This is a genomic window from Buchnera aphidicola (Pemphigus immunis) (assembly GCF_964059115.1).
Classification (GTDB): domain Bacteria; phylum Pseudomonadota; class Gammaproteobacteria; order Enterobacterales; family Enterobacteriaceae; genus Buchnera_C; species Buchnera_C aphidicola_C.
This window is the reverse complement of record NZ_OZ060408.1, coordinates 45,777-70,606: the sequence shown is the minus strand read 5'-3', so window position 1 is coordinate 70,606 and position 24,830 is coordinate 45,777. Positions and strand designations below refer to the sequence as shown.

Below are 24,830 nucleotides of genomic sequence, written 5' to 3'. Positions count from 1 at the left end.
TTTTAATCAACAAATTATTACTTAACTAATATTGTATAAATTTTATTTATTAATAATGATAATTTAATTAAATTACTATAAATTTTAAAAAAGATTTATTAATCATTAAAAACATTTTATCTATATAAAATTTTAAGTTAACCATTAACTAATACAATCATATTTCAGCATAAAAAATAATATTATATAATACAATATTGGAACATCTATGAAAAAAATATATTCAGATCAATCTTATACAATTGGTAATACTCCATTGATCAGATTAAAAAAAATAGGTAATGGTTATATTATAGTAAAAGTTGAATCTCAAAATCCAGGTTTCAGTGTAAAATGCCGGATTGGTGCCAATATGATATGGGATGCAGAAAAAAAAGGTATACTAAATAAAAAAAAAGAAATATTAGAAGCAACTAGCGGTAACACCGGAATATCTTTAGCATACATTGCTGCTTCTCAAAATTATAAAATTACTTTAATAATGCCAGAAACCATGTCTTTAGAACGTAAAAAATTACTGAAAGCATTAGGAGCTCAATTAATTTTAACAGATGGCAAAAAAGGCATGAAAGGAGCTGTTTTAAAAGCAAAAGAAATGTATGTTTTACATCCAGAAAAATATGTTCTTTTACAACAATTTGATAATCCAGCCAATCCAGAAATACATGAAAAAACGACAGGACCTGAAATTTGGAACGATACCAACGGTAAAATAGATGTACTAATATCGGGAGTTGGAACTGGTGGAACAATTACAGGAATTAGTAGATATATTAAAAAAACAAAAAAAAGAAAAAACTTCATTTCTATAGCTGTTGAACCAGATCAATCACCAGTAATTTCACAATTTCTTTCCGGAAAAAAAATAAAACCTGGAACACATAAAATACAAGGTATTGGAGCTGGATTCATTCCTAAAAATTTAGATTTAAATTTAATAGATAAAGTTATGACTGTATCATATCAAGAATCAATTTTAGCAGCACGTATGCTAATGCAAAAAGAAGGTATCTTGGCTGGTATTTCTTCAGGAGCAGCTCTTTCTGCAGCTATAAAAATACAAAAAGAAAGTATATTTAAAAATAAAAATATTGTTGTAATTCTTCCTTCTTCTGGAGAAAGATACCTAAGCACTGATTTATTTTCTGAAATATAAAATGTAAACATTATACCATTTTATAAAAAACTATAGTAATTTTGTTTTTTATAATCATTCTTATTCTTAAAATCATATTATTTTTAACTTTTAAATAAAAAATGTTAAAAACATTTGAATAAATGTATTTAATAAAATTATTTAACAGATAAATTGATCGTAAAATAAAATTAAGGGCAATTTATGTTTCAAAAAAATATTACAATAACAGCAAAAAATGGATTACACACTCGTCCAGCTGCTCAATTTGTTAAAGAAGCAAAAAAATTCATATCTGATATTACTGTAACTTGTAAAGGAAAAAATGCAAGTGCTAAAAGTTTATTTAAACTACAATCTTTAGGATTAATTCAAGGTAGTATAATTACTTTATCTGCAAAAGGTGAAGATGAAAAAAAAGCAATTACACATTTAGAAAACGTTATATCAGAATTAAAATAATTATTAAATTAAACAATATTTATATTAGCATAAAGAAAATACCGGAAGTAATATTTCTATACTTCCGGAATATTTAAACTCCAGTTAATATCTCCTGATAATAATATTCTTAAATTTAATTCGCTATTTTACATCTAAAGGTAACATTATGATTTCAGGTATTTTAGCATCACCAGGTATTGCTTTTGGGAAAGCTATATTATTAAAAGAAGAAAATATTATTCTCAATCAGAAGAAAATTTCTTATAAAAAAATTACTAAAGAAATAAAAAATTTTTTTGAAGGCAGAAAAAAAACATTACTACAGTTAAAAGAAATAAAAAAACAAGCAATTTTATCTTTCGAAAAAGAAAAAGAAGAAATTTTTGAAGGTTATATTATGCTTCTAGAAGACGAAGAATTAGAAAAAGAAATTATTTCTCTAATTCAAGAAAAATTTATTTCTGCAGATTATGCAACTGATATTGTCATTCAAAAACACGTTAATTCGCTAGAAAAATTAGAAGACGAATATTTAAAAAATCGGGCAACAGATATCAGAGATATAGGCAATAGATTATTGCGTAATATTCTTAAATTAAATGTTATTGATTTAAAAAATATAAACAATAAAGTAATACTTGTAGCTAAAGATTTAACACCTTCAGAAACAGCACAACTTAATAGTACAAAAATATTAGGATTTATTACTGATTTAGGAAGTCATATATCCCATACATCAATTATCGCCAGATCACTAGAAATTCCGGCTATTGTAGGAACTGGTAATATCACAAAAAAAGTTAAAAATGACGATTTTCTTATCATTGATGCTATCAACAATATAATTTATATTAATCCTGATAAAGATAAAATAAATAAAATAAAAATATTAAAAGAAAAATACATAAATAAAAAAGAAAAATTAATTTTGTTAAAAACATTACCGGCCATTACTTTAGATCAACGTCAAATAGAACTCGGGGCCAACATTGGAAATATTAATGACATTCCTAATGCAAAAAAAAATGGAGCGAAATCTATAGGATTATATCGTACTGAATTTTTATTTATGAAACGTGAAAATTTACCATCTGAAGAAGAACAATTTCAAACATACAAAAAAATAGCTGAAAAAATGAATGGGGGTTCTATAATTATTAGAACAATGGATATTGGAGGAGATAAAAATCTTCCGTATATGAATTTCCCTAAAGAAGAAAATCCTTTTTTAGGCTGGAGAGCTATCCGTATTTCTATAGATAGAAAAGATATCTTACATGATCAATTAAAAGCCATACTCAGAGCTTCAGCGTTTGGTAATTTAAAAATTATGTTTCCAATGATTATTTCAGTAGAGGAAGTAAGAATTCTTAAGTATGAATTAAAAAAATTAAAATCACAATTATCTGAAAAAAAAATAGAATTTGATAAAAAAATAGAAATCGGAATTATGATAGAAACACCGGCTTCTGCAATTATATGTCATCACTTAATAAAAGAAGTTGACTTTTTTAGCATAGGAACCAACGATTTAACTCAATATACGTTAGCTGTTGATCGTGGTAATAAATGCGTATCTAATCTTTACAATCCAATGAGTCCATCTGTACTAAATTTAATCCAAATGGTGATCAATGCTTCTCATCTTGAAGGAAAATGGACAAGTATATGTGGTGAATTAGCAGGAGATAAACGCGCTACAATATTACTATTAGGAATGGGAATCGATAAACTAAGTATGAGTTCCCCAAATATTCCTATTATAAAAAAAATAATAAGAAAAGTAAATTTTAAAGAAGCACAAAAAGTAGCAAAAGAAGCTTTAAATCAAGCTACAGCTCAGGAATTAATTGATGTAATAAATAAATTTAATAATAATAAAAATTTTTATTAAAAAACTATCTTATCCAAAAAAGTATTAGGAGAAATTCATGGGACTATTTTCAAATTTTTTTGAGAAAAAAAAAGATGATTTTAATCAAGTTATTAACGTAAAATCACCAATATCAGGAAAAATTATAGATATCAAAAATGTACCTGATGCGGTTTTTTCTCAAAAAATTGTTGGAGATGGAATAGCAATCGAACCTACAGGTAATGAAATTGTTGCTCCAGTAAATGGCACTATAGGAACAATATTTAAAACTATGCATGCTTTTTCTATTCAATCTAATGAAGGTATTGAATTATTTATTCATTTTGGTATAGATACTGTTAATCTTAAAGGAAAAGGATTTAAAAAATTTATTCAAGAATCTAACATTGTTAAAGTAGGAGATAAAATTATTCTTTTAGATTTACCATTTTTAAAATTAAACTCTAAATCTATCATCACTCCTGTTGTAATATCTAATATGGAAAAAATAAAATCAATAAAAAAATATTCTGGTAATACTATTGCAGGAAAAACAACAATTATGAGTATAATAATATAATTTATATTAGTTAAAACGGTATGATAAATACCGTTTTAACTGTATCAATATATTCGATAACTTTTTTTATTAAAAAAATATTTTTACCAAAAATTTATTTCTTATTTCTTATAAAAAAATGAATAATAACATCCATTAATTTAATTAATAAAAATTATTTTTAATATCATTGAACATATTTATTACTGAATTTATATTTATTTTTACTTTTTATAATATATTTTTAATTTAAATTAATAAAATTATAAATATTAATTTTATTTAATAAATCTAAAAAATAAAAAATACAAATGATATAAAAAATTTTTCATTATTAAAATTTTCAGTATTTGTTTTTTATTCAGAAATATCTTCAAATTAAAGTCTAAAATGCTCTCTTAATAATTAACTATCATAAAAAATAATATAAATTCTATTATTATAAAAACTTATTTATATTTTTACTATTATATTTATAATAATATTATTATATTAATACTTCCTATCTTTAATTTTTTTCTCTTATTAATTATTTGCCAATTTATAATAAACAATAAATCTAAAATAATTATTAACATATACTTAATATATTAAGTATATGTTTAATATATTTTATTAAACCCCATATTTCTATATACATAGAAATACATATTTTATTGTTAATACTATTTAATAACAATTTTCTAATATATTCGTATACATATCATTTAAAAAAAATAAACGCCATTTATTAATTAAAATAATTCTTAAACGCGTTAATTCTGACTTAATTCCGATTCCAGTAAATCCTGATTGTAAAATAGATTTAATAGAAACACTTTTTGCTATACAAAATATATTTTTTAAATATGCACCTGGAGATAAAATTAACTTTACTAAATTTAAATAATCGGCATAAAAATTAATTAAAATTACTAATTTATCTATTCTTTCAGGTTTTCTCCAAGCATCAATACGATCAAAAAAAATCATAATAGACTGTGTAGTTTGAAAAAAAATACCATATAAAAAATTACTAAAACCAGAAATCAAAACTGCTAAATCTTGAATATCAGAAGGAACATGTAACCGCTTACATAATCTTTTAATTAAAGAAGCAGAAAAATTATCATAAAATTCATATTTTTTTTTATTATACAAAGAAGAAAAACCAATGCTTAAAAATTGACATAAACAAGAAAATCTTATATCTATTTTTTTACTCACTTTAGACACTTTTGCTAAAGCCATAAAAAAAAAATTATTTATATTTGTAATATAATTATTTATATGTACTGAAAAATTAGCAGAATATAATTTATCTATTTCAGGAAATAAAATAGATAAAGCCTGACAATCACGTAACACCTGAAAATAAACATGTGGATGAGATGTCATTAAAGCCTTTTCTGTTTCTTTCCAAATTCTTTCATTTTTCAAATAAGATAATTCTCTGCTTTTAACTATATCTGACATAAATAACATTGTTTTTCTTGCAATTCTAAATCCTAAATAATTAAAAGTAGCTGCAAATCGAGCAACTCTTAATACCCGTAACGGATCTTCTTTAAATGAACTAGAAATATGACGCAATATTCCTAATTTAAGATCTTTTTTCCCGTTACACGGATCAATATAATTACCATATTGATCTTGAGCTATAGCATTTATTGTTAAATCTCTCCTAATTAAATCTTCTTCTAACGTTATTTTAGAAGAACAATTAACTTTAAAACCATGATAACCTACCCCTGATTTTCTTTCTGTCCGTGCTAAAGCATACTCTTCACGGGTTTTCGGATGAATAAAAACAGGAAATTCCTTACCAACTTGTTTATAACCTTTGTTAAGTAAAATTTCAGCATTAGAACCTACAACTACCCAATCTTTATCTTTAACTGATAAATGTAATAATTTATCTCTAACAGCTCCACCTACCAAATATATGTCCATAAAATATATCCTGTTAATTTCTATTTAATACATTACATACCTATGATTGCAAGAATATATCACTAAAAATTTTTTAATAATAAAAATATATTAAAAAAATATAAAAAATTTTTATCAAAATAATATTAATAAAAAATTATATAAAACATATTTTTTAATAAAACTATATTAAAAATATATAAAGATTTATCTTATGTAAGATAAAAATATAAATAATAATACAATTATAATATATATATTATATATATCATATATAAACATTACGTTTATCAAACGTAACAAAAAATCATTTAATTAAATAAAAAACATTTTAATATATGTCTAAATATATATATAATTTTATTACATATTAATATATAATTAATATAAAATATTATATATATCACAAATATATATAATATATTTTTATCACTAATAAAAAATAATTATTATTAAAAACAAATTTAAAAGATATTATTAATTAAAAATTATAAAAATAAATTATTTTTTAAAAAATTAAAAATATTAATGACAATATGGTTAACATTATTTGTTAATTAAATTAATTTATCATTAATAATGATATAATATATATTTTTAATATATACATACATATTCTTCATCTATCAATATATAAATACAGGTTTTTAACCATGAATCGATCCTTACTCTATGAATTCGGAAATAAAAAACAACGTGTTAAAAATGCTATCCGTTCATTAAAACAAGGACAAGGTATTATATTACTCGATGATGCAGATAGAGAAAATGAAGGAGATTTAATTTTTGGATGTGAATCATTAACAGTAGAACAAGTAGCCCTCACCATTAGATATGGCAGTGGTATTGTTTGTTTATGTATAACGGAATCAAAAAGAAAACAATTAGCATTACCTATGATGGTTAAAAATAATACTAGTAAATTTAGCACCAACTTTACAGTTACGATTGAAGCTGCCCAAGGAGTATCTACAGGCGTATCAGCTAAAGATAGATTAACTACAATTCTTACAGCTACATCCGATAAAGCTAAACCTAGTGATTTGAACCGTCCTGGACACGTTTTTCCACTACGAGCTCATCAACAAGGATTATTAAAAAGAAAAGGACATACGGAAGCTACTATTGAACTAATGAATATATCTGGATTAAAACCAAATGGAATACTATGTGAATTAACCAATTCTGATGGATCTATGGCAAAAATACACGAAATTACCCATTTCGCGAAATTAAAAAATATGACAGTATTAACTATCGAAGATTTAATAAATTACATTTATTAACCATAATAATAATTCATAAAATGAAAAATTTATATAAATAAAAAATAAATATTTCTAAAAAATTATAAAATTTTTATTTTATGGATTTTAAATCACTTAATAACCAATTAGGATTAACAAAGATATTTAATGTAGAAGATTTTCTTTCTTTAAAACGTAACATACCAACATAAGCAATCATTGCCCCATTATCTGTACATAATTCAGGTTTTACATAAAAAACTTGACTTTTACAACGAATAGCCATCTGTTTAATTTTTTCTCTTAAAGAATCATTAGCACTGACTCCACCTGCTAAAACTATACGCTTCAAACCAGTTGTTTTTAATGCTTTTTTACATTTAATAACCAATATATCAATTACCGCTGATTCAAATTCATAAGCAATATCTGCACATGTTTGAAAATCTTTTTTTTGCTTACTAATTAAATTAGAAACATACGTCTTCAACCCTGAAAAACTGAAATTTAAATCTAAAGATTTAATCATAGGTCTTGGAAACTTAAAACGACCAGGAGTACCATACTTTGCCATCTTAGATAAAGAAGGACCTCCAGGGTAACTTAAACCTAATAATTTAGCCGTTTTATCAAAAGCATCACCAACAGAATCATCTAGTGATTCTCCTAATAAATTATAACTACCTATTTTACATGCTTGAATTAATTGAGTATGTCCTCCAGAAACAAGAAGAGCAATAAACGGAAATTCTATTTTTTTTTCTTCCAACATTGGTGATAATAAATGTCCTTCCATATGATTTATTGGAATAATGGGTATATTCCAAGAAAATGACAAAGCATGACCAATAGAAGCACCTATCAATAATGATCCTATTAATCCAGGACCTGCTGTATAAGCAATAGCACTAATAGACTTTACATCACATCCAGATTGCATTAAAGCTCTTTCAATTAAAGGGACTGTCTTATTCATATGACTGCGTGCTGCTAACTCAGGAACTATCCCTCCATATTTAGAATGTACATTAAATTGATTACATAACAAATTAATCATTAAACCCAATCGATCATCATAAATTGCAATACCTGTATCATCACAAGATGTTTCAATACCTAATACACGCATTTTCCCCCTTAAGTAATTTAAATATAAAAAATCACATGTATTTTATGTAAAAAATTTAATATATGATAAAAATATTCATATAATTAATTAATTTCATTATCTTATATTAAAGAAAATATTATGTATATATATATACAAATAAAATATAAGATATATAAAAAATAAATTCATAATGCCATATTTTTTGATATTATATTCCTAACATCGTAAAGTAAAAATTATTCTTTTTTTTGTTTTATATCAAAATAAGGAAAATCAATATGCCCATTATTAAAGTACGTGAAAATGAACCTTTTGATATAGCCCTACGTAGATTTAAAAGATCCTGTGAAAAAGCCGGAATATTGGCTGAAATTAGACGTCGAGAATTTTATGAAAAACCTACTACTGAAAGGAAAAGAGCAAAAGCATCCGCTATAAAACGTCTTGCAAAAAAAATTTCTAGAGAAAATTTAAAACGCGTTCGCATGTACTAACATTAAATATGATAAAAATAAAACACTGTTAAATTTTAAAATTACGGTGTTTTATAAAAAAACAAATAAAATATATGATAGGAAAAATACCAAAAGTTTTTATTGATGAATTACTTATCAAAACCAATATTATTGATCTTATTAATTCTCGTATTCCTTTAAAAAAACAAGGTCAAAATTACCATGCTAAATGTCCTTTCCATGATGAAAAAACTCCATCTTTTACAGTAAATGATAAAAAACAATTTTATTATTGTTTTGGCTGTAATTCTCATGGAAACGTTATTGATTTTTTAATGAACTATGAACACTTAACTTTTATAGAAAGCATTGAAACACTTTCTATCTTAAATAGATTAACTATACCTTATAACATTGGTTATAAAAAAAACGAAAATGAATTTAATAAAAGAAACGAATTATATTGCTTAATGAAAACAATATCTGATATATATAAAAAAAATATTATTAATAATAATACAAATGAAGCTTATCTATACTTAAAACGAAGAGGTATCAATGAAAAAATGATAAATGATTTTTCTATTGGCTTTGCGCCAAAAGAATGGAACAATATGTCAAATAAAATAATATTAAACAAAAAAAATAAAAATACACTTATTGATTCTGGAATACTACTTCTAAATAAACAAGGATATCCTTATGATCGATTTAGAGGAAGAATTATATTCCCTATTAAAGATAATTATGGAAGAATTAATGGATTTGGTGCCAGAAATTTAGATAATAAAAAACCAAAATATATCAATTCTCCAGAAACAATCATTTTTCATAAAAGCAGACAACTATATGGTCTATATGAAATAAAAAAAAAATATCCCAAACCAAATAAATTATTAATCGTTGAAGGGTATATTGATGTTATCATGCTTACTCAGTTTAAAATTAATTATGCAGTGGCTTCATTGGGAACCTCAATAACTTCCGAACACATACAATTACTTTTCCGTACTACCAACAACGTAATATATTGTTACGACGGTGATAACTCAGGAAAAGAAGCTGCATGGCGTACTTTAAAAAAAAGTTTACCATATATACAAGACGGGAAAAGTATTAAATTTATATTTCTTCCTCAAAACGAAGACCCAGATACCATCATCAGAAAAGAAGGCAAAAAAGCTTTTGAAAATAGAATTAATCAAGCAACCGATTTATCAAAATTTCTTTTTTCCAAACTATTAAAAAATATTAATTTAAGTTCCATTGAAGGACGTAGTTATTTGAGCGCAATAGCAGTTCCATTAATTAAATTAATACCAGGAGAAACTATGCGTATTTATTTGAAACAAATATTAGGACATAAACTAGGTATTCCAGATCTTAACCAATTAGAAAAATTATTTATTAAAAACAAAAAAAAAATAGAAAATTATAGTATTAAACCAATAAAACAAAATAGAATGCGAATTCTAATTTCCTTATTAATTCAAAATCCATATTTAGCAGAAAACGTACCTTCTATTACAAAACTAAATAATTTAAAAATAAAAGGAATAACTTTATTTTTAGCATTAATTAAAATTTGCAAAAAGAATCCTAAATTAAATACAGGACAAATATTAGAAATATATAGAAATACTGATATAATTTCTGTTCTATATAAACTTGCCAAATGGGATCACATGATAATCGAAAAAGAAACAAAAAACGTATTTTTAGATTTATTAAGTGGACTATATGATAAAATATTAGAATTAAGACAAGAGCTCTTAATAAATAAAGAAAGACAAAAAGGATTGAATAATGCTGAAAAAAATGAATTATGGTCAATAAACAAAAAATTAGCAGGAATATAATTCCATGAAATTTCAATAAATAAGATAAAAATATATTTTAAAAATCTTAAAAAATAAATCAAACATATCTTAACAGTTCATAAAACTACTCATGATTGACAAAAATATAAGTCAATCAATTTTACCAATAAAAATTAACAAAAGAAATGTGGATACTGTCTCATGGAGCAAAACCCGCAATCACAGCTTAAACTACTTGTCACTCATGGAAAAGAACAAGGTTATTTGACCTATGCTGAAGTTAACGATCATCTACCAGAAGATATAATTGATTCTGATCAAATCGAAGATATAATTCAAATGATTAATGATATGGGAATACAAGTAGTAGAAGCAGCACCAGATGCTGATGATCTTATACTAAACGAAAGTAGTACAGATACTGATGAAGATACAGCTGAAGCAGCAGCACAAGTGTTATCTAATGTAGAAACTGAACTTGGTCGAACAACTGATCCTGTTCGTATGTACATGCGAGAAATGGGCACTGTAGAATTATTAACACGAGAAGGTGAAATTGATATAGCAAAGCGAATAGAAGATGGAATTAACCAAGTTCAATCTTCAGTGGCTGAATATCCAGAAGCTATCAGTTACCTTTTAGAACAATATCATCGTGTTGAATCTGGTGAAATAAAATTATCTGAACTAATTACAGGATTTGTAGATCCAAATGCAGAAGAATTTCTTTCTCCTATATCTACAAATATTGGATCTGAACTACTAGAAGAAGAACATAATAATGAAGATCATGATAATGATGAAGAAGATGATAACGAAGATGAAAATAATGTTGATCCTGAACTAGCGAAAGAAAAATTCATTGAATTACATTATCAATATAATATTACTAATAGCACAATAAGAAAAAATAATAGAAATCATGAAGATTCATTAAATGCCATTAATAATTTATCAGAAATATTCAAACAATTTAGACTAGTTCCTAAACAATTTGATTATTTAGTAAAAAAAATGCGAAAAATGATGAAAAGAGTAAGAGTACAAGAACGTTTGGTTATGAAACTATGCATAGAAAAATGTAAAATGCCAAAAAAAAATTTTATTAATATTTTTACGAAAAGGAAATCCGATATTAACTGGTTACAATTAATAAAAAATACAAAAAAACCATGGTCTGAAAAATTATATTCAATAAAAGAAGATATTAATTTTATCTTAAAAAAATTAATTCAGATAGAAAAAGAAACAGGATTAACTATTGAACAAGTAAAAGATATCAATAAAAGAATGGCTATAGGAGAAGCTAAAGCTAGAAGAGCCAAAAAAGAAATGGTAGAAGCAAATCTAAGATTAGTCATATCAATAGCAAAAAAGTATACTAACCGCGGATTACAATTTTTAGATCTAATTCAAGAAGGAAATATAGGTTTAATGAAAGCTGTAGATAAATTTGAATATAGAAGAGGATATAAATTTTCAACATACGCCACCTGGTGGATCAGGCAAGCCATTACTCGTTCTATTGCTGATCAAGCTAGAACTATTCGTATTCCTGTACATATGATTGAAACTATCAATAAACTAAATCGTGTTTCCAGACAAATGCTACAAGAGATGGGACGAGAACCAACACCCGAAGAATTATCTGAAAGAATGTTAATACCGGAAGATAAAATAAGAAAAGTATTAAAAATAGCAAAAGAACCTATATCAATGGAAACACCTATTGGAGACGATGATGATTCTCATTTAGGTGATTTTATAGAAGATACAACATTAGAATTACCTTTAGATTCTGCTACTTCTGAAAGTTTACGTTCTGCTACTCATAACGTTTTATCTGGCTTAACCCCGAGAGAAGCTAAAGTTTTAAGAATGCGTTTTGGTATCGATATGAATACCGACCACACTTTAGAAGAAGTTGGTAAACAATTTGATGTCACACGTGAACGTATCAGACAAATAGAAGCTAAAGCATTAAGAAAATTAAGACATCCTAGCCGATCTGAAGTACTCCGTAGTTTTTTAGATGATTAATAGACAACAACAAAGCTTATTTTATTTAAGAAGCTTTGTTGTTGTTTTTAATAAAAATTTATAATACATTTTTATGATCTTCAATATTATTAATATAAAAAATGAATCTTTATTTAATATTCAAAATTCTATCTACATTCATGTCTGATTTAACAAAATATAAAAATTTATATAGCAAATTTTTTCCATAAAAAATTAAAAATAACTATTTAATTATTTTTAAAATATTAATCATAAATAATCTTATATTTTATTAAATCAGTAGTAATAAATTCTCATTAATTTATTCACATTAATTTAGAAACAATTCTAGCTGGAACACCAGCAGCTGTACTATATGAAGGGATAGAATTTAAAACAACAGCACCGGCACCTATCTTGGAATTTAAACCAATTTCTATATCTCCAAGAATTTTTGCTCCAGCTCCTATAACAACTCCTTCTCTTATAGTAGGATGTCTTTTCCCAGTAATTTTTCCAGTACTACCTAACGTTACCGATTGTAAAATAGAAACATTATTTTCTACTAAAACAGTTTCTCCTATTACAATACCCGTAGCATGATCTAACATAATACCATATCCAATTTCAGCAGCAGGATGAATATCTACCGAAAATAATACTGATACTGTATTTTGTAAAAATAATGCTAATGATTTACGTCCTATTTTCCATAATTTATGACTAATACGATATATTTGTAAAGCATGAAAACCTTTTAAATATAAAAATATAGTAGAATAATGATCTATTACAGGATCTCGATTATAAACAGCATATATATCTTTAACTGCAGATTTTAATAACGATAAATCAGATAAATATACTTTTTCAAAAGTATCTTGTAAAAAAAAATCCATAATCATTTTATTTTGCAATTTATTAGATAAAATAAAACTTAATGCTTGTAAAAAAGACTTATGCTGTAATACCATTAAATAATAAAATTTAGATAATGTAGGTTCATTATCTGAAATAATTTTTATTTCTGATCGTATTTTTTCCCATACCAAATTAATTTCTTCAAACAAAATTTTTCCTCCTAAAAAATAATTAATAAAAATTAAAAATTTTTTAATCTATATTAAACTAATTCAACTTATTTTTATTTTTAATAAAACATTGATATATATATAAATAATAAACTAAACACATTGTATAGTCATAAAAATTTCTATTACAATACATTGAATAAAATTTTTACATAATAAATAATTATATGTCGCTGAAATGAATCTTTTATTTGTTAAAAATTTATTTTATTTATAAAATACATGTTTTATTAATATCAAAATATATAGTTTAATTAAGATTAAATTAATTTTTGGATTAATATCTAATAAAATAAATCAATATTTATGCACTAATATTATTAATTTTTTAAAAAAATGCTTTTTTAATCCAAAAAAACAAATAATTTTTTATTATAAACAAAAAAATATCGCGACATGTTTTTATGTCGCGATGAATAATTATTAATTTTAATTAAAAAAGTATTAAATAAAATAAAGATTATTCATTTTTTAATTCAGAAATGACAAAAGACACTTGTTCTTTTGAAACCCCACCTTTAGAATTTCTTTTATTTATGATAGAACATAAATCTAATACGTCATATACATCAGAAGCAATAATAGGACAATACTTTTTAAAAGTTAAAATATCTATTTCTTGTAGAGATATGTTTTTTTCTATTGCTTCTAATACAATCTTTCCAACAATACGATGAGCATCACGAAAAGGTATACTTTTTCGCACTAAATAATCCGCTAGTTCAGTAGCATTAGAATAACCTTTCTTTGCAGCTTCTCGACAAATAAACTTATTTATTTTAATTCCCTTTAAAACTAAAACTGACATATGCAAACAACTATTCCAAGTATCTAAAGCATCAAATAATCCTTCTTTATCTTCTTGCATATCTTTATTATATGCTAAAGGTAAACCCTTCAATAATACTAAAATACTAATCAAAGAACCATACACACGACCAGTTTTACCTCTTATTAATTCCAAAGCATCTGGATTTTTTTTTTGAGGCATCAATGAAGAACCAGATGTTACATCATCAGATAATGAAATAAAATTTACTTCCCCGGAATTAAAAAAAATTAAATCTTCAGAAAAACGAGATAAATGTAACATACTAATTGAAGCAACTGATATTAACTCAATAACATAATCTCTATCAGAAACACTATCTAAACTATTACTTGTTGCTGAAGAAAAACCTAAATTACTCGCTAATTTTTCTCGATCAATATTCCAACTTGTACCAGATAAAGCTCCACTACCTAAAGGACTGATATCTATTCTTTTAAATGCATCTTTTAATCTACTAGTATCTCTTTTAAACATTTCTATATAAGCTAAACACCAATACGCAAAGGTGATAGGCTGAGCTTTTTGTAAATGTGTATATCCTGGCATAATCACATTTTGTGTTTCTTCTGCAAGAAAAAGTAACGCTTTTTTAAGTTTATAAATACTATTCAATAAAATATTTACTTGAGACTTACACCACAATTTTAAATCTGTAGAAACTTGATCGTTTCTACTACGACCAGTATGCAATTTCTTACCAAGTGAGCCTATTTTATGCACTAATTCTAGTTCTACCCAAGTATGAACATCTTCTACATCACTTCTCAATATCCTTTTAGAATTATTTTTTACTTCTTTTAATAACGAAATTAAAGCTTCTTCTATTTTTTTTTGTTCTTTGGATGTTAATACATTAACCATCACAAGTGATTTTGACCACTCTATTGAACCTAATATATCTTCTTCCACCAAACGATAATCAATATGCAAAGAATTATTAAATTTTTTAAAATACTGGTTAGATAATTGTGTAAATCGACCACCCCATAACGCCATAATCTTAACCTACTTATTTATAAACAATAAATTATTAAATTAATTTATTATTAATTAATATAAAAAATTATTTTTTTTGTTTTTTTATCGCACGGATACGAGCAGATAAAGAAAAAAGTCTTATAAACCCTTTTGCATCTGATTGATGGTAAACTTCATCTTCTCCGAATGTTGCGAAATCTTTAGAATATAAAGAATTAGGAGACTTTTTTTGTACAGCGACTACTTTACCTTTATATAATTCCAAACCTACCTCACCATTAATTTCATTAGATAAACTATCAGCAGCTGCTTGAAGAGATTCACGTAAAGGAGCAAACCAACGTCCATCATAAACTACAGAAGACATTTCTAATCCTATATTTTCTCTCCATTTAAAACTTTCACGATCTAAAACTAATTGTTCTATTGCTCGTAATGCCGTCGACATTATTGTACCTCCTGGTGTTTCGTAACAACCTCTAGATTTCATACCAATTAGTCTATTTTCTACAATATCGATACGACCTATCCCATGTTTAGAACCAATTTTATTTAACTCTTCTAAACATTTTACAGGACTTAATCTACGATTATTTACTGCTATAACACAACCCCTTTCAATTGTAATCAATATATATTCAGATTTTACAGGAGCCAATTTAGGATCTGTTGTCCACATCCAGCAATCTGGATTAGAAATATTCCACGTATCTTCAAGCATTCCTCCTTCTGTAGAAATATGCCAAATATTTTCATCTCTACTATATATTTTTTCTAAAGTAGCTGTAGTAGGAATATTTTTTTTACTTAAATATTCTAATAAAGATTCTCGAGAACGTAATTTCCATTCTCGCCATGGAGCAATAACTTTTAAATGAGGAGCTAAAGCTGCATAAGTTGTCTCAAAACGTACTTGATCATTTCCTTTTCCTGTAGCACCGTGACATAGAAATTCAGCACCTAACTTTAATGCAAGATTAACTTGTGCTTGAGCAATAACAGGACGCGCCATAGCGGTTCCTAATAAATAACTTCCTTCATATAAAGCACCTGTCTTTAATACCGGATACACATAATCTCGAACAAATGTTTCTCGCAGATCCATAATATAGCATTTATAAGCTCCCGATTTTAATGCTTTTTCTTCTATTTCTTCCAATTCTTTTTTATTCTGACCTATATTTGCAACAAAAGCTACTACTTTCACATTGTAGTTTTCCTTCACCCATGGTATAATAGCAGATGTATCTAATCCTCCTGAATAAGCAAGTACAACTGTTTTATTCTGATCTTTATTCATAAATAAAATGATTTCCTTAATATTTAAAATTTATTTTTACTAAAAATACGATTTCCAATAAATTTTTTATGAAACATAAATATCAATTTTCCAAAATCTTAACTACCGGAAATATCTAACATATAACCTAATAAACTAACCAATTATAAAAATACCAAATATTACAACCATTCTATCAAGAATAACATATTCTTTAATCAAAAGATGCACGCTTGTATCTATTATCTCCTTGATTAAATTACTATCACCATATAAAACAATACCACTATCTGATAAAAAATTAAGGCATCTCTTAACATTATAGTATTTATTGCTAATACTGTAATAATTAAATCTGAATTAACATTTATGAATTTTATTTAATAATCAATTTCTATCAAAATAATAATTTATAAAATGTTATTAAATAAAAAATTTTTAATAAAATATGAAACAAAACGCAAGCATACCTACGTAATCTGAATCCATTTTGTCCACTAATTTAAATATTGTTCCTATCAAAAAAACATCGTTCCATGACATTTATTCCATATTTTTTAACCTAAAAAGTAAAATTTTATTTACGTTTTTACTTAAAAATTTCAATAATGTTATATATTTTTTCAAAAAATATAATTAAAAACCTTTCTCTTATAATAAAAAAGAATAATTCAGACATAAATCAATCAATAAAAATACCTTCTCCATTAATGAAAAAACATAACAATTATTACAAATAATAAAATAATCAATTAATAATTTAAATAAACGTAATATACCGTTTTATTTACCTAACAAAATATTACCTAATTTTATAGCTAAAATTTTATTTCTCTTAATAAAAATAAACCCATTAATTAAATTAATTAAAAAATTACTAAAAAAATAAAATATCGTATTTTTAAAATGTAATATTGTTAGATAAATAATCCTTATAAATAAAAATATTAATCTTAAAGTGAAAAATATTCAAAATAATCATATATCTGCTAAATTAACAGATAAAAATATTATAAATAAAATTTATACAAAAAAATAAACAAAAAATCATAAAAAAAAGAAAAATTTTTACATATATGAAACATATTTAATATCTTGAACAATATAAAAATACTTCAAAAAATTATTCTATTTTATCAAATTAATCAATATTATTAACTACTAAATATTTTACTCACTAAGAAATAATCTATATATATATAAAATATTAATTTTAAATCATAATTTAAAATACTAATAAAATATTTATAAAAAATTTAACAACTATGCACATCTTCACTATAACTCAATATAAAATAAAGATACTATCACTTCACTAAAAATATATAATTTTAAATAATTATAATTAACAATTCTTAATTTATATTTCATTTTTAATATAAAAACATTAATAATTTTTAATAAATTTTAATCAAAAATAGTAAAATTAAAAATCTATAAATAAAAAAAAATTTTAAATATTCTATAGAATAAATTTTTTAAATTAAATTTAAAAATAAAAAAACCTATAGATATCAATTAATAATTATTAAAAATAAATTTTATGATACCATTTTAAATATACTATTCTCAAAATAAATCATTATATAAATAAAAAATTACCATATATCTTAATATCATTTTAAAAATAAAAAAACATGCTTATTTTTTACTAATATTTATAATCAATAAAGTATTTAAATTATCTAAAAAACAGTCCTATTTATAATTTTTACAAATTATATTTTAATATCAATAGATTATTTTACCTAATAAAAAAATAATAATCTTTTAATTTAAAATAAATTGAAAATAAAAAATAAAAATTATTAATTAACATAAAAAATTTAATTTATTCTATTGATTTAAAAAAATATTTTAAATTTCAAATTCATAAATTTTTATGTTAAAATTAATCAATTTTTAAAAACTTATTTATTAAATCTACCTATGTATAATAAAAAAATATTTTAGATTTTTAAAATTCATTCAAGTGATATTCATAATCACTCAAAATAACTTCACCAAAAAATATAAATTATGAATTGATATATTCAATTTATATATGATAAATTAAAATATTTATCTCTAATATATTTCTAAATTTTAAAATATATTTCATTAACATTTTAATAATAAATTGTTTTTAATTTAAAACGTTTTTTGTCTCAATATATGACAAATAGAATAAACAATATCTGATCTATTTAAAGTATAAAAATGAAAATCTTTTACTCCTTCAAAATATAATTTTTTAATCATATTTATTGATATATGTGATCCAATTATTTTACTTGTTTCTAAATCATTATCTAATCCTTCAAATATTTGATGCATAAATCTAGGAATATTTACATTAGTCATTTTAGAAAATTGTTTCAATTTTTGAAAATCAAATATTGGGAAAATACCAGGAATAATTTTAATATTAATACCATTTTTAAAACAAAGATCACGAAAACGTAAATAACATTCAACATCGAAAAAAAATTGAGTAATAGCTCTATTAGCTCCAGCATCCACTTTGCTTTTTAAGTTCATTAAATCAGATAGCGCATCTTTTGCTTCCGGATGAACTTCAGGATAAGCTGCAACTGAAATATCAAAATCAGCAACATCTTTCAATAATTTAACTAAATTTAAAGCATATCTTTTTATTTTTTTCGTTTGCTTTAACTGATCTCCTCGTAATGCCACTATATGCTTAATACCATTCTTCCAATAATTTTTAGCTATCATTTTTAATTCTTCATCAGTAGCATCTATACATGTTAGATGTGGAGCTACTGAAAATCCCGTACGCTCTTTAATCTCTTTTACGATAGTATAAGTCCGATCACGTTCACCACTGTTGGCACCATATGTTACTGAAGAAAAAACAGGTTTAAAAACACTTAATTTATCAATAGAAGACCATAATTTTTTTTCTAAAGAAACATTTTTTGGAGGAAAAAACTCAAAAGAAATATTTATTTTATCTCTTAAATCTAATAAATTTTGATTAAACATTTGTTTTTTAGTTTTATCAACATTGTTCATAATTTTTAATCTCATAAATTATTTTTTAATAAAATTATATATCTAAAATATATGATTAATAGTTACTCAATATCTAAAATAATAATTTATAATTTTCGTTACTAAATACATTTGATTTAATTTTTATTAAATTAAAAATATTAAATAAAAAATTAAACTCTTATCGATATACTTTAATTATACATATATAAAATATATAATTTACATTATTATTTAATCAATAATACTAATGAAAATATATCTTTATAAATATATATTATATTTCATAAGAAATAAGAAAAAAACTAAAAAATATAATAATAATGTTAAAATATTTCCATAAAATAAATTATTAATTTTTTCACAATACTAACAACATTTGCAATATCAGAATAAACTTAACTATTTAAAAAAATATTTTTAATATGAGAATAAAATTAATTTTTTAAAAAATATATAAAAATAAAATAATAAAAAATTATTAAGATATTTATATCCAATGAACAATGTCCAAATATAACATTATCTAAAAATTAGCATAATATAATTAAATTTATCTTATAAATAACATGTAAAATATAAAAATTTTTCTTAAACATTTTAACCTATTTATTTTATGTAAATTAATAGTATTATTAAAAATAAAAAATAAATAAAATATATTTTTCAACATATAAACTAATTATTTTAAAAATTTAAAAATATTTTAAAAAACTATTAATATAATAAGAATATATATTCAATTGATAATTATTGTTAACCTTATATTTGTTAAAGATTATTTTTATATTACATAATAATAACTTTCAATAAATAAACATTTTAATGAATTGTATGTTTCATTTTTCAATTAAAAATATTTTTAAAATTTTTATTGCATAAAAACAAATCCATACGTAATATATATACTATAGATATATATTCAACAAGCCGGCTTAGCTCAGCAGGTAGAGCAACTGACTTGTAATCAGTAGGTCACCAGTTCGATTCCGGTAGCCGGCATAATTAACAATTAAGGTGGGATTCCCGAGTGGTTAAAGGGAGCAGACTGTAAATCTGCCGTCATAGACTTCGAAGGTTCGAATCCTTCTCCCACCAATATTTTAAATAAACATAGTATCTTAAATATTTATAATAAATAAAGCGGACATCGTATAAAGGTTATTATCTCAGCCTTCCAAGCTGATGATGCGGGTTCAATTCCCGCTGTCCGCTCAACAAAAATAATAGCTGATATGGCTCAGTAGGTAGAGCGCACCCATGGTAAGGGTGAGGTCCCCAGTTCAAATCTGGGTATCAGCATAGTTTTCTCTTAATAAATATTTTTTATAAAAACAAATACAAAAAATAAAAATTATGATATATTAATTTTTTAATATTCTTTACAGGAACTATTTATTACTAATCTAAAATATTCCCTCAACATAATTTATTATATAATCCCACTCTTACGATATTTAATTAAAAACAGAACAAAAAATTATGTATAAATATGGTTAACATCATATTTATTTTTTAAAATAAATAATTATTTAAAAACACAAAAATTTTAATTCTTATATAATATTTTACATTCTAATACCATTATATTGTTAAAATATTAAAAAAGGATATTAAATCAACATAATTTAACTGATATTGCAATTTTCTAGTTATATAAATATATAATCTTCAATTTATAGATTTTAGGATTATTTATGCATTCTAATGGTAATTTAAAAAAAAACACCAAAAAAATAAAAATATTACAATGGTCCTGCATTTTTATTATACTATTTATATCAATTATTTATAATATTTTATTCTCCGACGTAATATTCATATTCCATATTTTATGTAATTTATGTCTAATTTGTTCAGCATTTTTTGTTTTTTTATATACAGAAACAGGAAAAAAAATGTTATTTCTCATAACTGAATCAAAAAATGAAATAAAAAAAATAATTTGGCCTAACAAAAAAGAAACTTTGTATACCACTTTTATCGTTTCCATAGTCACTGTAGTAATGTCATTAGTAATATGGGGAATAGATAATATTCTATTCCATTTGGTATCATTTATCACTAACTTGAGGTTATGAGATGCATGATAATCAAAAAAAACGCTGGTACGTACTTCAAGCGTTTTCTGGTTTTGAGAATAGAATAGCACAATCAATACGAGAACACGTAAAATTGAATAATATGGAAAAATTTTTTGGAGAAATTATGGTGCCAAGTGAAGAAGTAATAGAAATTCGAAGCGGACAACGTAAAAAAAGCGAATATAAATTTTTTCCAGGATACGTATTGGTTCAAATGGTTATGAATGAACTAAGTTGGCATCTAGTACGCAGTGTGCCTCGAGTAATGGGTTTCGTCGGAGGAACATCAGATCGACCTTCCCCAATTAGTGATAAAGAAGTAGACACTATCATTACTAGATTAAGAAAGATAGGTGATAAACCTAGACCAAAAACATTATTTGAACCAGGTGAAACAATTAGAGTTAATAATGGTCCTTTTTCAGACTTTAATGGTGTAGTAGAAGAAGTGGATTATGACAAAAATAGATTAAAAGTATCTGTTTCTATATTTGGCAGAGCAACTCCTGTTGAATTAGATTTTGGACAAGTAGAAAAAAATTAAAATTTAACTCATATTAACAATATAAAAACAACTTTTTTCAAATATAATTAATCTTTATCAAATAAAATTTAATAAATTAAAAAACGAAATTATCAACATATTTTGATATACATACGGCAAAAATTTTATGGCTAAAAAAATACAAGCTTACATTAAATTACAAGTTTCAGCAGGTATGGCTAATCCCAGTCCTCCAGTAGGCCCTGCCTTAGGACAAAAAGGGGTAAATATTATGGAATTTTGTAAATCTTTTAATACAAAAACAGAAAAAATAGAAAAAGGACTACCAATACCAGTTGTTATTACTGTATATACCGACCGTTCATTTTCTTTTATCATAAAAACTCCACCAGCCTCTATTTTACTTAAAAAAATAGCAGGAATCAAATCAGGTTCAGGAAAACCTAATCAAGAAAAAGTAGGAAAAATTACCAAAAAACAAATTTTAGAAATAGCATCAATGAAAAAAATAGATATGACTGGTTCTACCCTCGAAAAAATGGCTAAATCAATAACAGGAACAGCTTATTCTATGGGTTTAACAGTAGAGGAGTAAATATGTCAAAACTAACAAAAAAAATGATGTTGATGAGAAATAATATCGATTATAAAAAATTTTATCACATAAACGAAGGAATTTTAATATTAAAAAAATTTTCAACTAAAAAATTTAATGAAAGTGTTGATGTATCTATCCATTTAGGTATTGATGCTAAAAAATCAGAACAAAACATTCGTGGCTACACTTTATTACCTCACGGAATTGGACGTACAATTAAAGTTGCTGTTTTCACTAATAATAATAAATATATTAAAGAAGCTATTTCTGCTAATGCAGATTTCATTGGATTAGAAGATTTAGCAGAAAAAATAAAAAATAAAAAAATAAATTTTGATATAGTTATCGCTTCTCCAGATTCCATGAAAATAGTTGGTCAACTAGGAGCAATATTAGGACCTCGAGGATTAATGCCAAATCCAAAATTAGGAACAGTAACTGAAAAAATATTCGAAACAGTAAAAAATACTAAAATAGGACAAATTCGTTATCGTAATGATAAAAATGGCATTGTTCACGCAACTATTGGTAAAATTAATTTTTTAGAAAAAAACATAAAAGAAAATTTAAATTCACTTTTACTTTCTTTAAATAAAATAAAACCTTCACAATCTAAAGGATTGTATATAAGAAAAATTTTTTTATCTACAACAATGGGAGCTGGATTAAAAATTGATCAATCTACTTTGAACTAGAAAATAAAAAATATTTTATACTTTACGCTAGAAAAAAAATTATTTATAATAACTGCCCCTTTAATTTATGAATATTTTAAATTAATTTAATTAAAAAAATACACCTTTATATGTAATTTTTCTTACGATATAAAAAAATTTATATTTATTTAAAATAAGAAAAACATTTTTAACTTTAATTAATGCTTTTAGTTCTTTTTATATATGATACATAAAATAGTCATATTATAAATGACATAAATAAAATCTAGGAGCACAATATAGATGCCATTAAGCCTTCAAAATAAAAAAGAAATTGTTGCTAAAATTAATAAAACAGCCAACATGGCATTATCAGTTATAATAGCTGATTCTCGAGGTATCACTACCAATAATATAACGGAATTAAGAAAATTAAGTCGCCATATTGGAGTAAAAATTAGCGTTGTACGAAACACATTATTAAACTTAGCTATTCAAGGCACATCTTTTGAATGTCTTAAAAATACATTAAAAGGCCCTTCTCTCATTGCCTATTCTTTTGAACATGCAGGCAGTGCAGCAAGGTTATTTAGAAATTTTGCAAAAAAAAATAAAAATTTTAAAATTACCAGTGGTGTTTTTGAAAAAAAAATATTATCTAAATTACAAGTCAACCAACTTGCAGACATGCCTACTTACAAAGAAGCTATAATTATTTTTATATCCTTGATAAAAGAACTTGCTGCAGGAAAACTAATTCGTACTTTATCTGTTATATCCAATAAGAAAGAAAATAACTAAATTTTCAATAAATTTTCGATATACCAGATACTGCTTACATTACTTCAGATTTTTGTTAGGAATACTTTTATGTCAATTAATAAAGAACAAATTCTAGAAGCCATAGCAGAAATGTCTGTAAAAAATGTTGTTGAACTAATATCAGCTATGGAAGAAAAATTTGGTGTTTCAGCAAACGCTATAAACACTAATGTTACAACAGGACAAGCTGATACATCTACAGAAGAAAAAACAGAATTTAATGTATTCTTAAAAACTATAGGTGGAAATAAAGTATCAGTAATTAAAGCAGTACGTAGTGCTACTGGATTAGGACTAAAAGAAGCTAAAGATTTAGTCGAATCTGCTCCCACTCTCATAAAAGAAAATATTAATAAAGATGAATCTGAATCCTTAAAAAAAATATTAGAAGATGCTGGTGCCGAAGTAGAAATTAAATAATTAATTATTATTAGATAAATTCAATTTATA

The 24,830-nt window shown here is 24.0% G+C and carries 19 protein-coding genes, 4 tRNA genes and 1 pseudogene; 18 read left to right on the top strand and 6 right to left on the bottom strand.

Translation table 11 applies throughout. The features are described 5' to 3' along the window. The first annotated feature begins 208 nt into the window (after nucleotides 1-208). The 4 genes from cysK (at nucleotide 209) to crr (ending at nucleotide 4,014) form a co-directional block, all read left to right on the top strand. Nucleotides 209-1,156, top strand: coding sequence for a cysteine synthase A (cysK, locus tag AB4W77_RS00295; RefSeq protein ID WP_367681495.1), 948 nt, complete (start codon nucleotides 209-211; stop codon nucleotides 1,154-1,156). Between the two features lie 183 nt (nucleotides 1,157-1,339). Further along, nucleotides 1,340-1,597: an HPr family phosphocarrier protein gene (locus tag AB4W77_RS00290; protein WP_367681494.1), complete on the top strand. Its 258-nt coding sequence runs from the start codon at nucleotides 1,340-1,342 to the stop codon at nucleotides 1,595-1,597. 148 nt (nucleotides 1,598-1,745) lie between these two features. Continuing rightward, nucleotides 1,746-3,473 (top strand): phosphoenolpyruvate-protein phosphotransferase PtsI, encoded by a 1,728-nt coding sequence (gene ptsI / locus AB4W77_RS00285; RefSeq protein ID WP_367681493.1) that lies wholly within the window; start codon nucleotides 1,746-1,748, stop codon nucleotides 3,471-3,473. Between the two features lie 37 nt (nucleotides 3,474-3,510). Beyond that, nucleotides 3,511-4,014, top strand: coding sequence for a PTS glucose transporter subunit IIA (crr, locus tag AB4W77_RS00280; RefSeq protein ID WP_367681492.1), 504 nt, complete (start codon nucleotides 3,511-3,513; stop codon nucleotides 4,012-4,014). 648 nt (nucleotides 4,015-4,662) lie between these two features. Here crr and AB4W77_RS00275 read toward each other — a convergent pair. Beyond that, complete coding sequence (locus tag AB4W77_RS00275; RefSeq protein WP_367681491.1) at nucleotides 4,663-5,925, bottom strand: multifunctional CCA addition/repair protein; 1,263 nt, start codon at nucleotides 5,923-5,925, stop codon at nucleotides 4,663-4,665. 632 nt (nucleotides 5,926-6,557) lie between these two features. Here AB4W77_RS00275 and ribB point away from each other — a divergent pair. Beyond that, complete coding sequence (gene ribB, locus AB4W77_RS00270; protein ID WP_367681490.1) at nucleotides 6,558-7,190, top strand: 3,4-dihydroxy-2-butanone-4-phosphate synthase; 633 nt, start codon at nucleotides 6,558-6,560, stop codon at nucleotides 7,188-7,190. Between the two features lie 73 nt (nucleotides 7,191-7,263). Here ribB and tsaD read toward each other — a convergent pair whose 3' ends face one another. Further along, nucleotides 7,264-8,280 (bottom strand): tRNA (adenosine(37)-N6)-threonylcarbamoyltransferase complex transferase subunit TsaD, encoded by a 1,017-nt coding sequence (gene tsaD / locus AB4W77_RS00265; RefSeq protein WP_367681489.1) that lies wholly within the window; start codon nucleotides 8,278-8,280, stop codon nucleotides 7,264-7,266. A 260-nt stretch (nucleotides 8,281-8,540) separates the two neighbouring features. Here tsaD and rpsU point away from each other — a divergent pair, with 260 nt between their 5' ends. The 3 genes from rpsU (at nucleotide 8,541) to rpoD (ending at nucleotide 12,577) form a co-directional block, all read left to right on the top strand. Continuing rightward, a complete protein-coding gene (rpsU, locus tag AB4W77_RS00260) occupies nucleotides 8,541-8,756 on the top strand; it encodes a 30S ribosomal protein S21 (protein ID WP_367681488.1) in 216 nt (71 codons plus the stop codon). Between the two features lie 74 nt (nucleotides 8,757-8,830). Further along, nucleotides 8,831-10,576, top strand: coding sequence for a DNA primase (gene dnaG / locus AB4W77_RS00255; protein WP_367681487.1), 1,746 nt, complete (start codon nucleotides 8,831-8,833; stop codon nucleotides 10,574-10,576). Between the two features lie 162 nt (nucleotides 10,577-10,738). Then, entirely contained in the window at nucleotides 10,739-12,577 is a 1,839-nt protein-coding gene (gene rpoD / locus AB4W77_RS00250) for an RNA polymerase sigma factor RpoD (protein WP_367681486.1), read from the top strand. A 302-nt stretch (nucleotides 12,578-12,879) separates the two neighbouring features. Here the strand turns inward: rpoD and cysE are convergent. From cysE to metF, 4 genes and pseudogenes are all read right to left on the bottom strand, one after another. Beyond that, a pseudogene (gene cysE / locus AB4W77_RS00245) lies at nucleotides 12,880-13,611 on the bottom strand (serine O-acetyltransferase); the annotation flags it as partial. Nucleotides 13,612-14,089: 478 nt separating this feature from the next. Continuing rightward, nucleotides 14,090-15,457 (bottom strand): argininosuccinate lyase, encoded by a 1,368-nt coding sequence (gene argH, locus AB4W77_RS00240; RefSeq protein WP_367681485.1) that lies wholly within the window; start codon nucleotides 15,455-15,457, stop codon nucleotides 14,090-14,092. Nucleotides 15,458-15,524: 67 nt separating this feature from the next. Then, nucleotides 15,525-16,739 (bottom strand): argininosuccinate synthase, encoded by a 1,215-nt coding sequence (locus tag AB4W77_RS00235; RefSeq protein WP_367681484.1) that lies wholly within the window; start codon nucleotides 16,737-16,739, stop codon nucleotides 15,525-15,527. Nucleotides 16,740-18,848: 2,109 nt separating this feature from the next. Continuing rightward, nucleotides 18,849-19,736, bottom strand: a complete 888-nt coding sequence (gene metF / locus AB4W77_RS00230) for a methylenetetrahydrofolate reductase (RefSeq protein WP_367681483.1) — start codon at nucleotides 19,734-19,736, stop codon at nucleotides 18,849-18,851. A gap of 908 nt (nucleotides 19,737-20,644) precedes the next feature. Here metF and AB4W77_RS00225 point away from each other — a divergent pair. The 10 genes from AB4W77_RS00225 (at nucleotide 20,645) to rplL (ending at nucleotide 24,800) form a co-directional block, all read left to right on the top strand. After that, nucleotides 20,645-20,717: transfer RNA gene (locus tag AB4W77_RS00225), tRNA-Thr, on the top strand. Between the two features lie 14 nt (nucleotides 20,718-20,731). Further along, nucleotides 20,732-20,813 (top strand) — tRNA-Tyr (locus AB4W77_RS00220). 45 nt (nucleotides 20,814-20,858) lie between these two features. Then, nucleotides 20,859-20,930, top strand: a tRNA-Gly gene (locus AB4W77_RS00215). 14 nt (nucleotides 20,931-20,944) lie between these two features. Further along, nucleotides 20,945-21,017: transfer RNA gene (locus AB4W77_RS00210), tRNA-Thr, on the top strand. A gap of 395 nt (nucleotides 21,018-21,412) precedes the next feature. Then, a complete protein-coding gene (secE, locus tag AB4W77_RS00205; RefSeq protein ID WP_367681482.1) occupies nucleotides 21,413-21,796 on the top strand; it encodes a preprotein translocase subunit SecE in 384 nt (127 codons plus the stop codon). 1 nt (nucleotide 21,797) lies between these two features. Then, complete coding sequence (nusG, locus tag AB4W77_RS00200) at nucleotides 21,798-22,343, top strand: transcription termination/antitermination protein NusG (protein WP_265196900.1); 546 nt, start codon at nucleotides 21,798-21,800, stop codon at nucleotides 22,341-22,343. Nucleotides 22,344-22,470: 127 nt separating this feature from the next. Further along, on the top strand, nucleotides 22,471-22,899 hold the full coding sequence (rplK, locus tag AB4W77_RS00195; RefSeq protein ID WP_367681481.1) for a 50S ribosomal protein L11: 429 nt from the start codon (nucleotides 22,471-22,473) through the stop codon (nucleotides 22,897-22,899). 2 nt (nucleotides 22,900-22,901) lie between these two features. Then, complete coding sequence (gene rplA, locus AB4W77_RS00190) at nucleotides 22,902-23,597, top strand: 50S ribosomal protein L1 (protein ID WP_367681480.1); 696 nt, start codon at nucleotides 22,902-22,904, stop codon at nucleotides 23,595-23,597. Between the two features lie 264 nt (nucleotides 23,598-23,861). Next, nucleotides 23,862-24,359 carry a 50S ribosomal protein L10 gene (gene rplJ, locus AB4W77_RS00185; protein WP_367681479.1) on the top strand — a complete coding sequence of 166 codons (498 nt, stop codon included), beginning with the start codon at nucleotides 23,862-23,864 and terminating at the stop codon, nucleotides 24,357-24,359. Between the two features lie 69 nt (nucleotides 24,360-24,428). Next, nucleotides 24,429-24,800, top strand: coding sequence for a 50S ribosomal protein L7/L12 (gene rplL, locus AB4W77_RS00180; RefSeq protein WP_367681478.1), 372 nt, complete (start codon nucleotides 24,429-24,431; stop codon nucleotides 24,798-24,800). The last annotated feature ends 30 nt before the right edge of the window (nucleotides 24,801-24,830 follow it).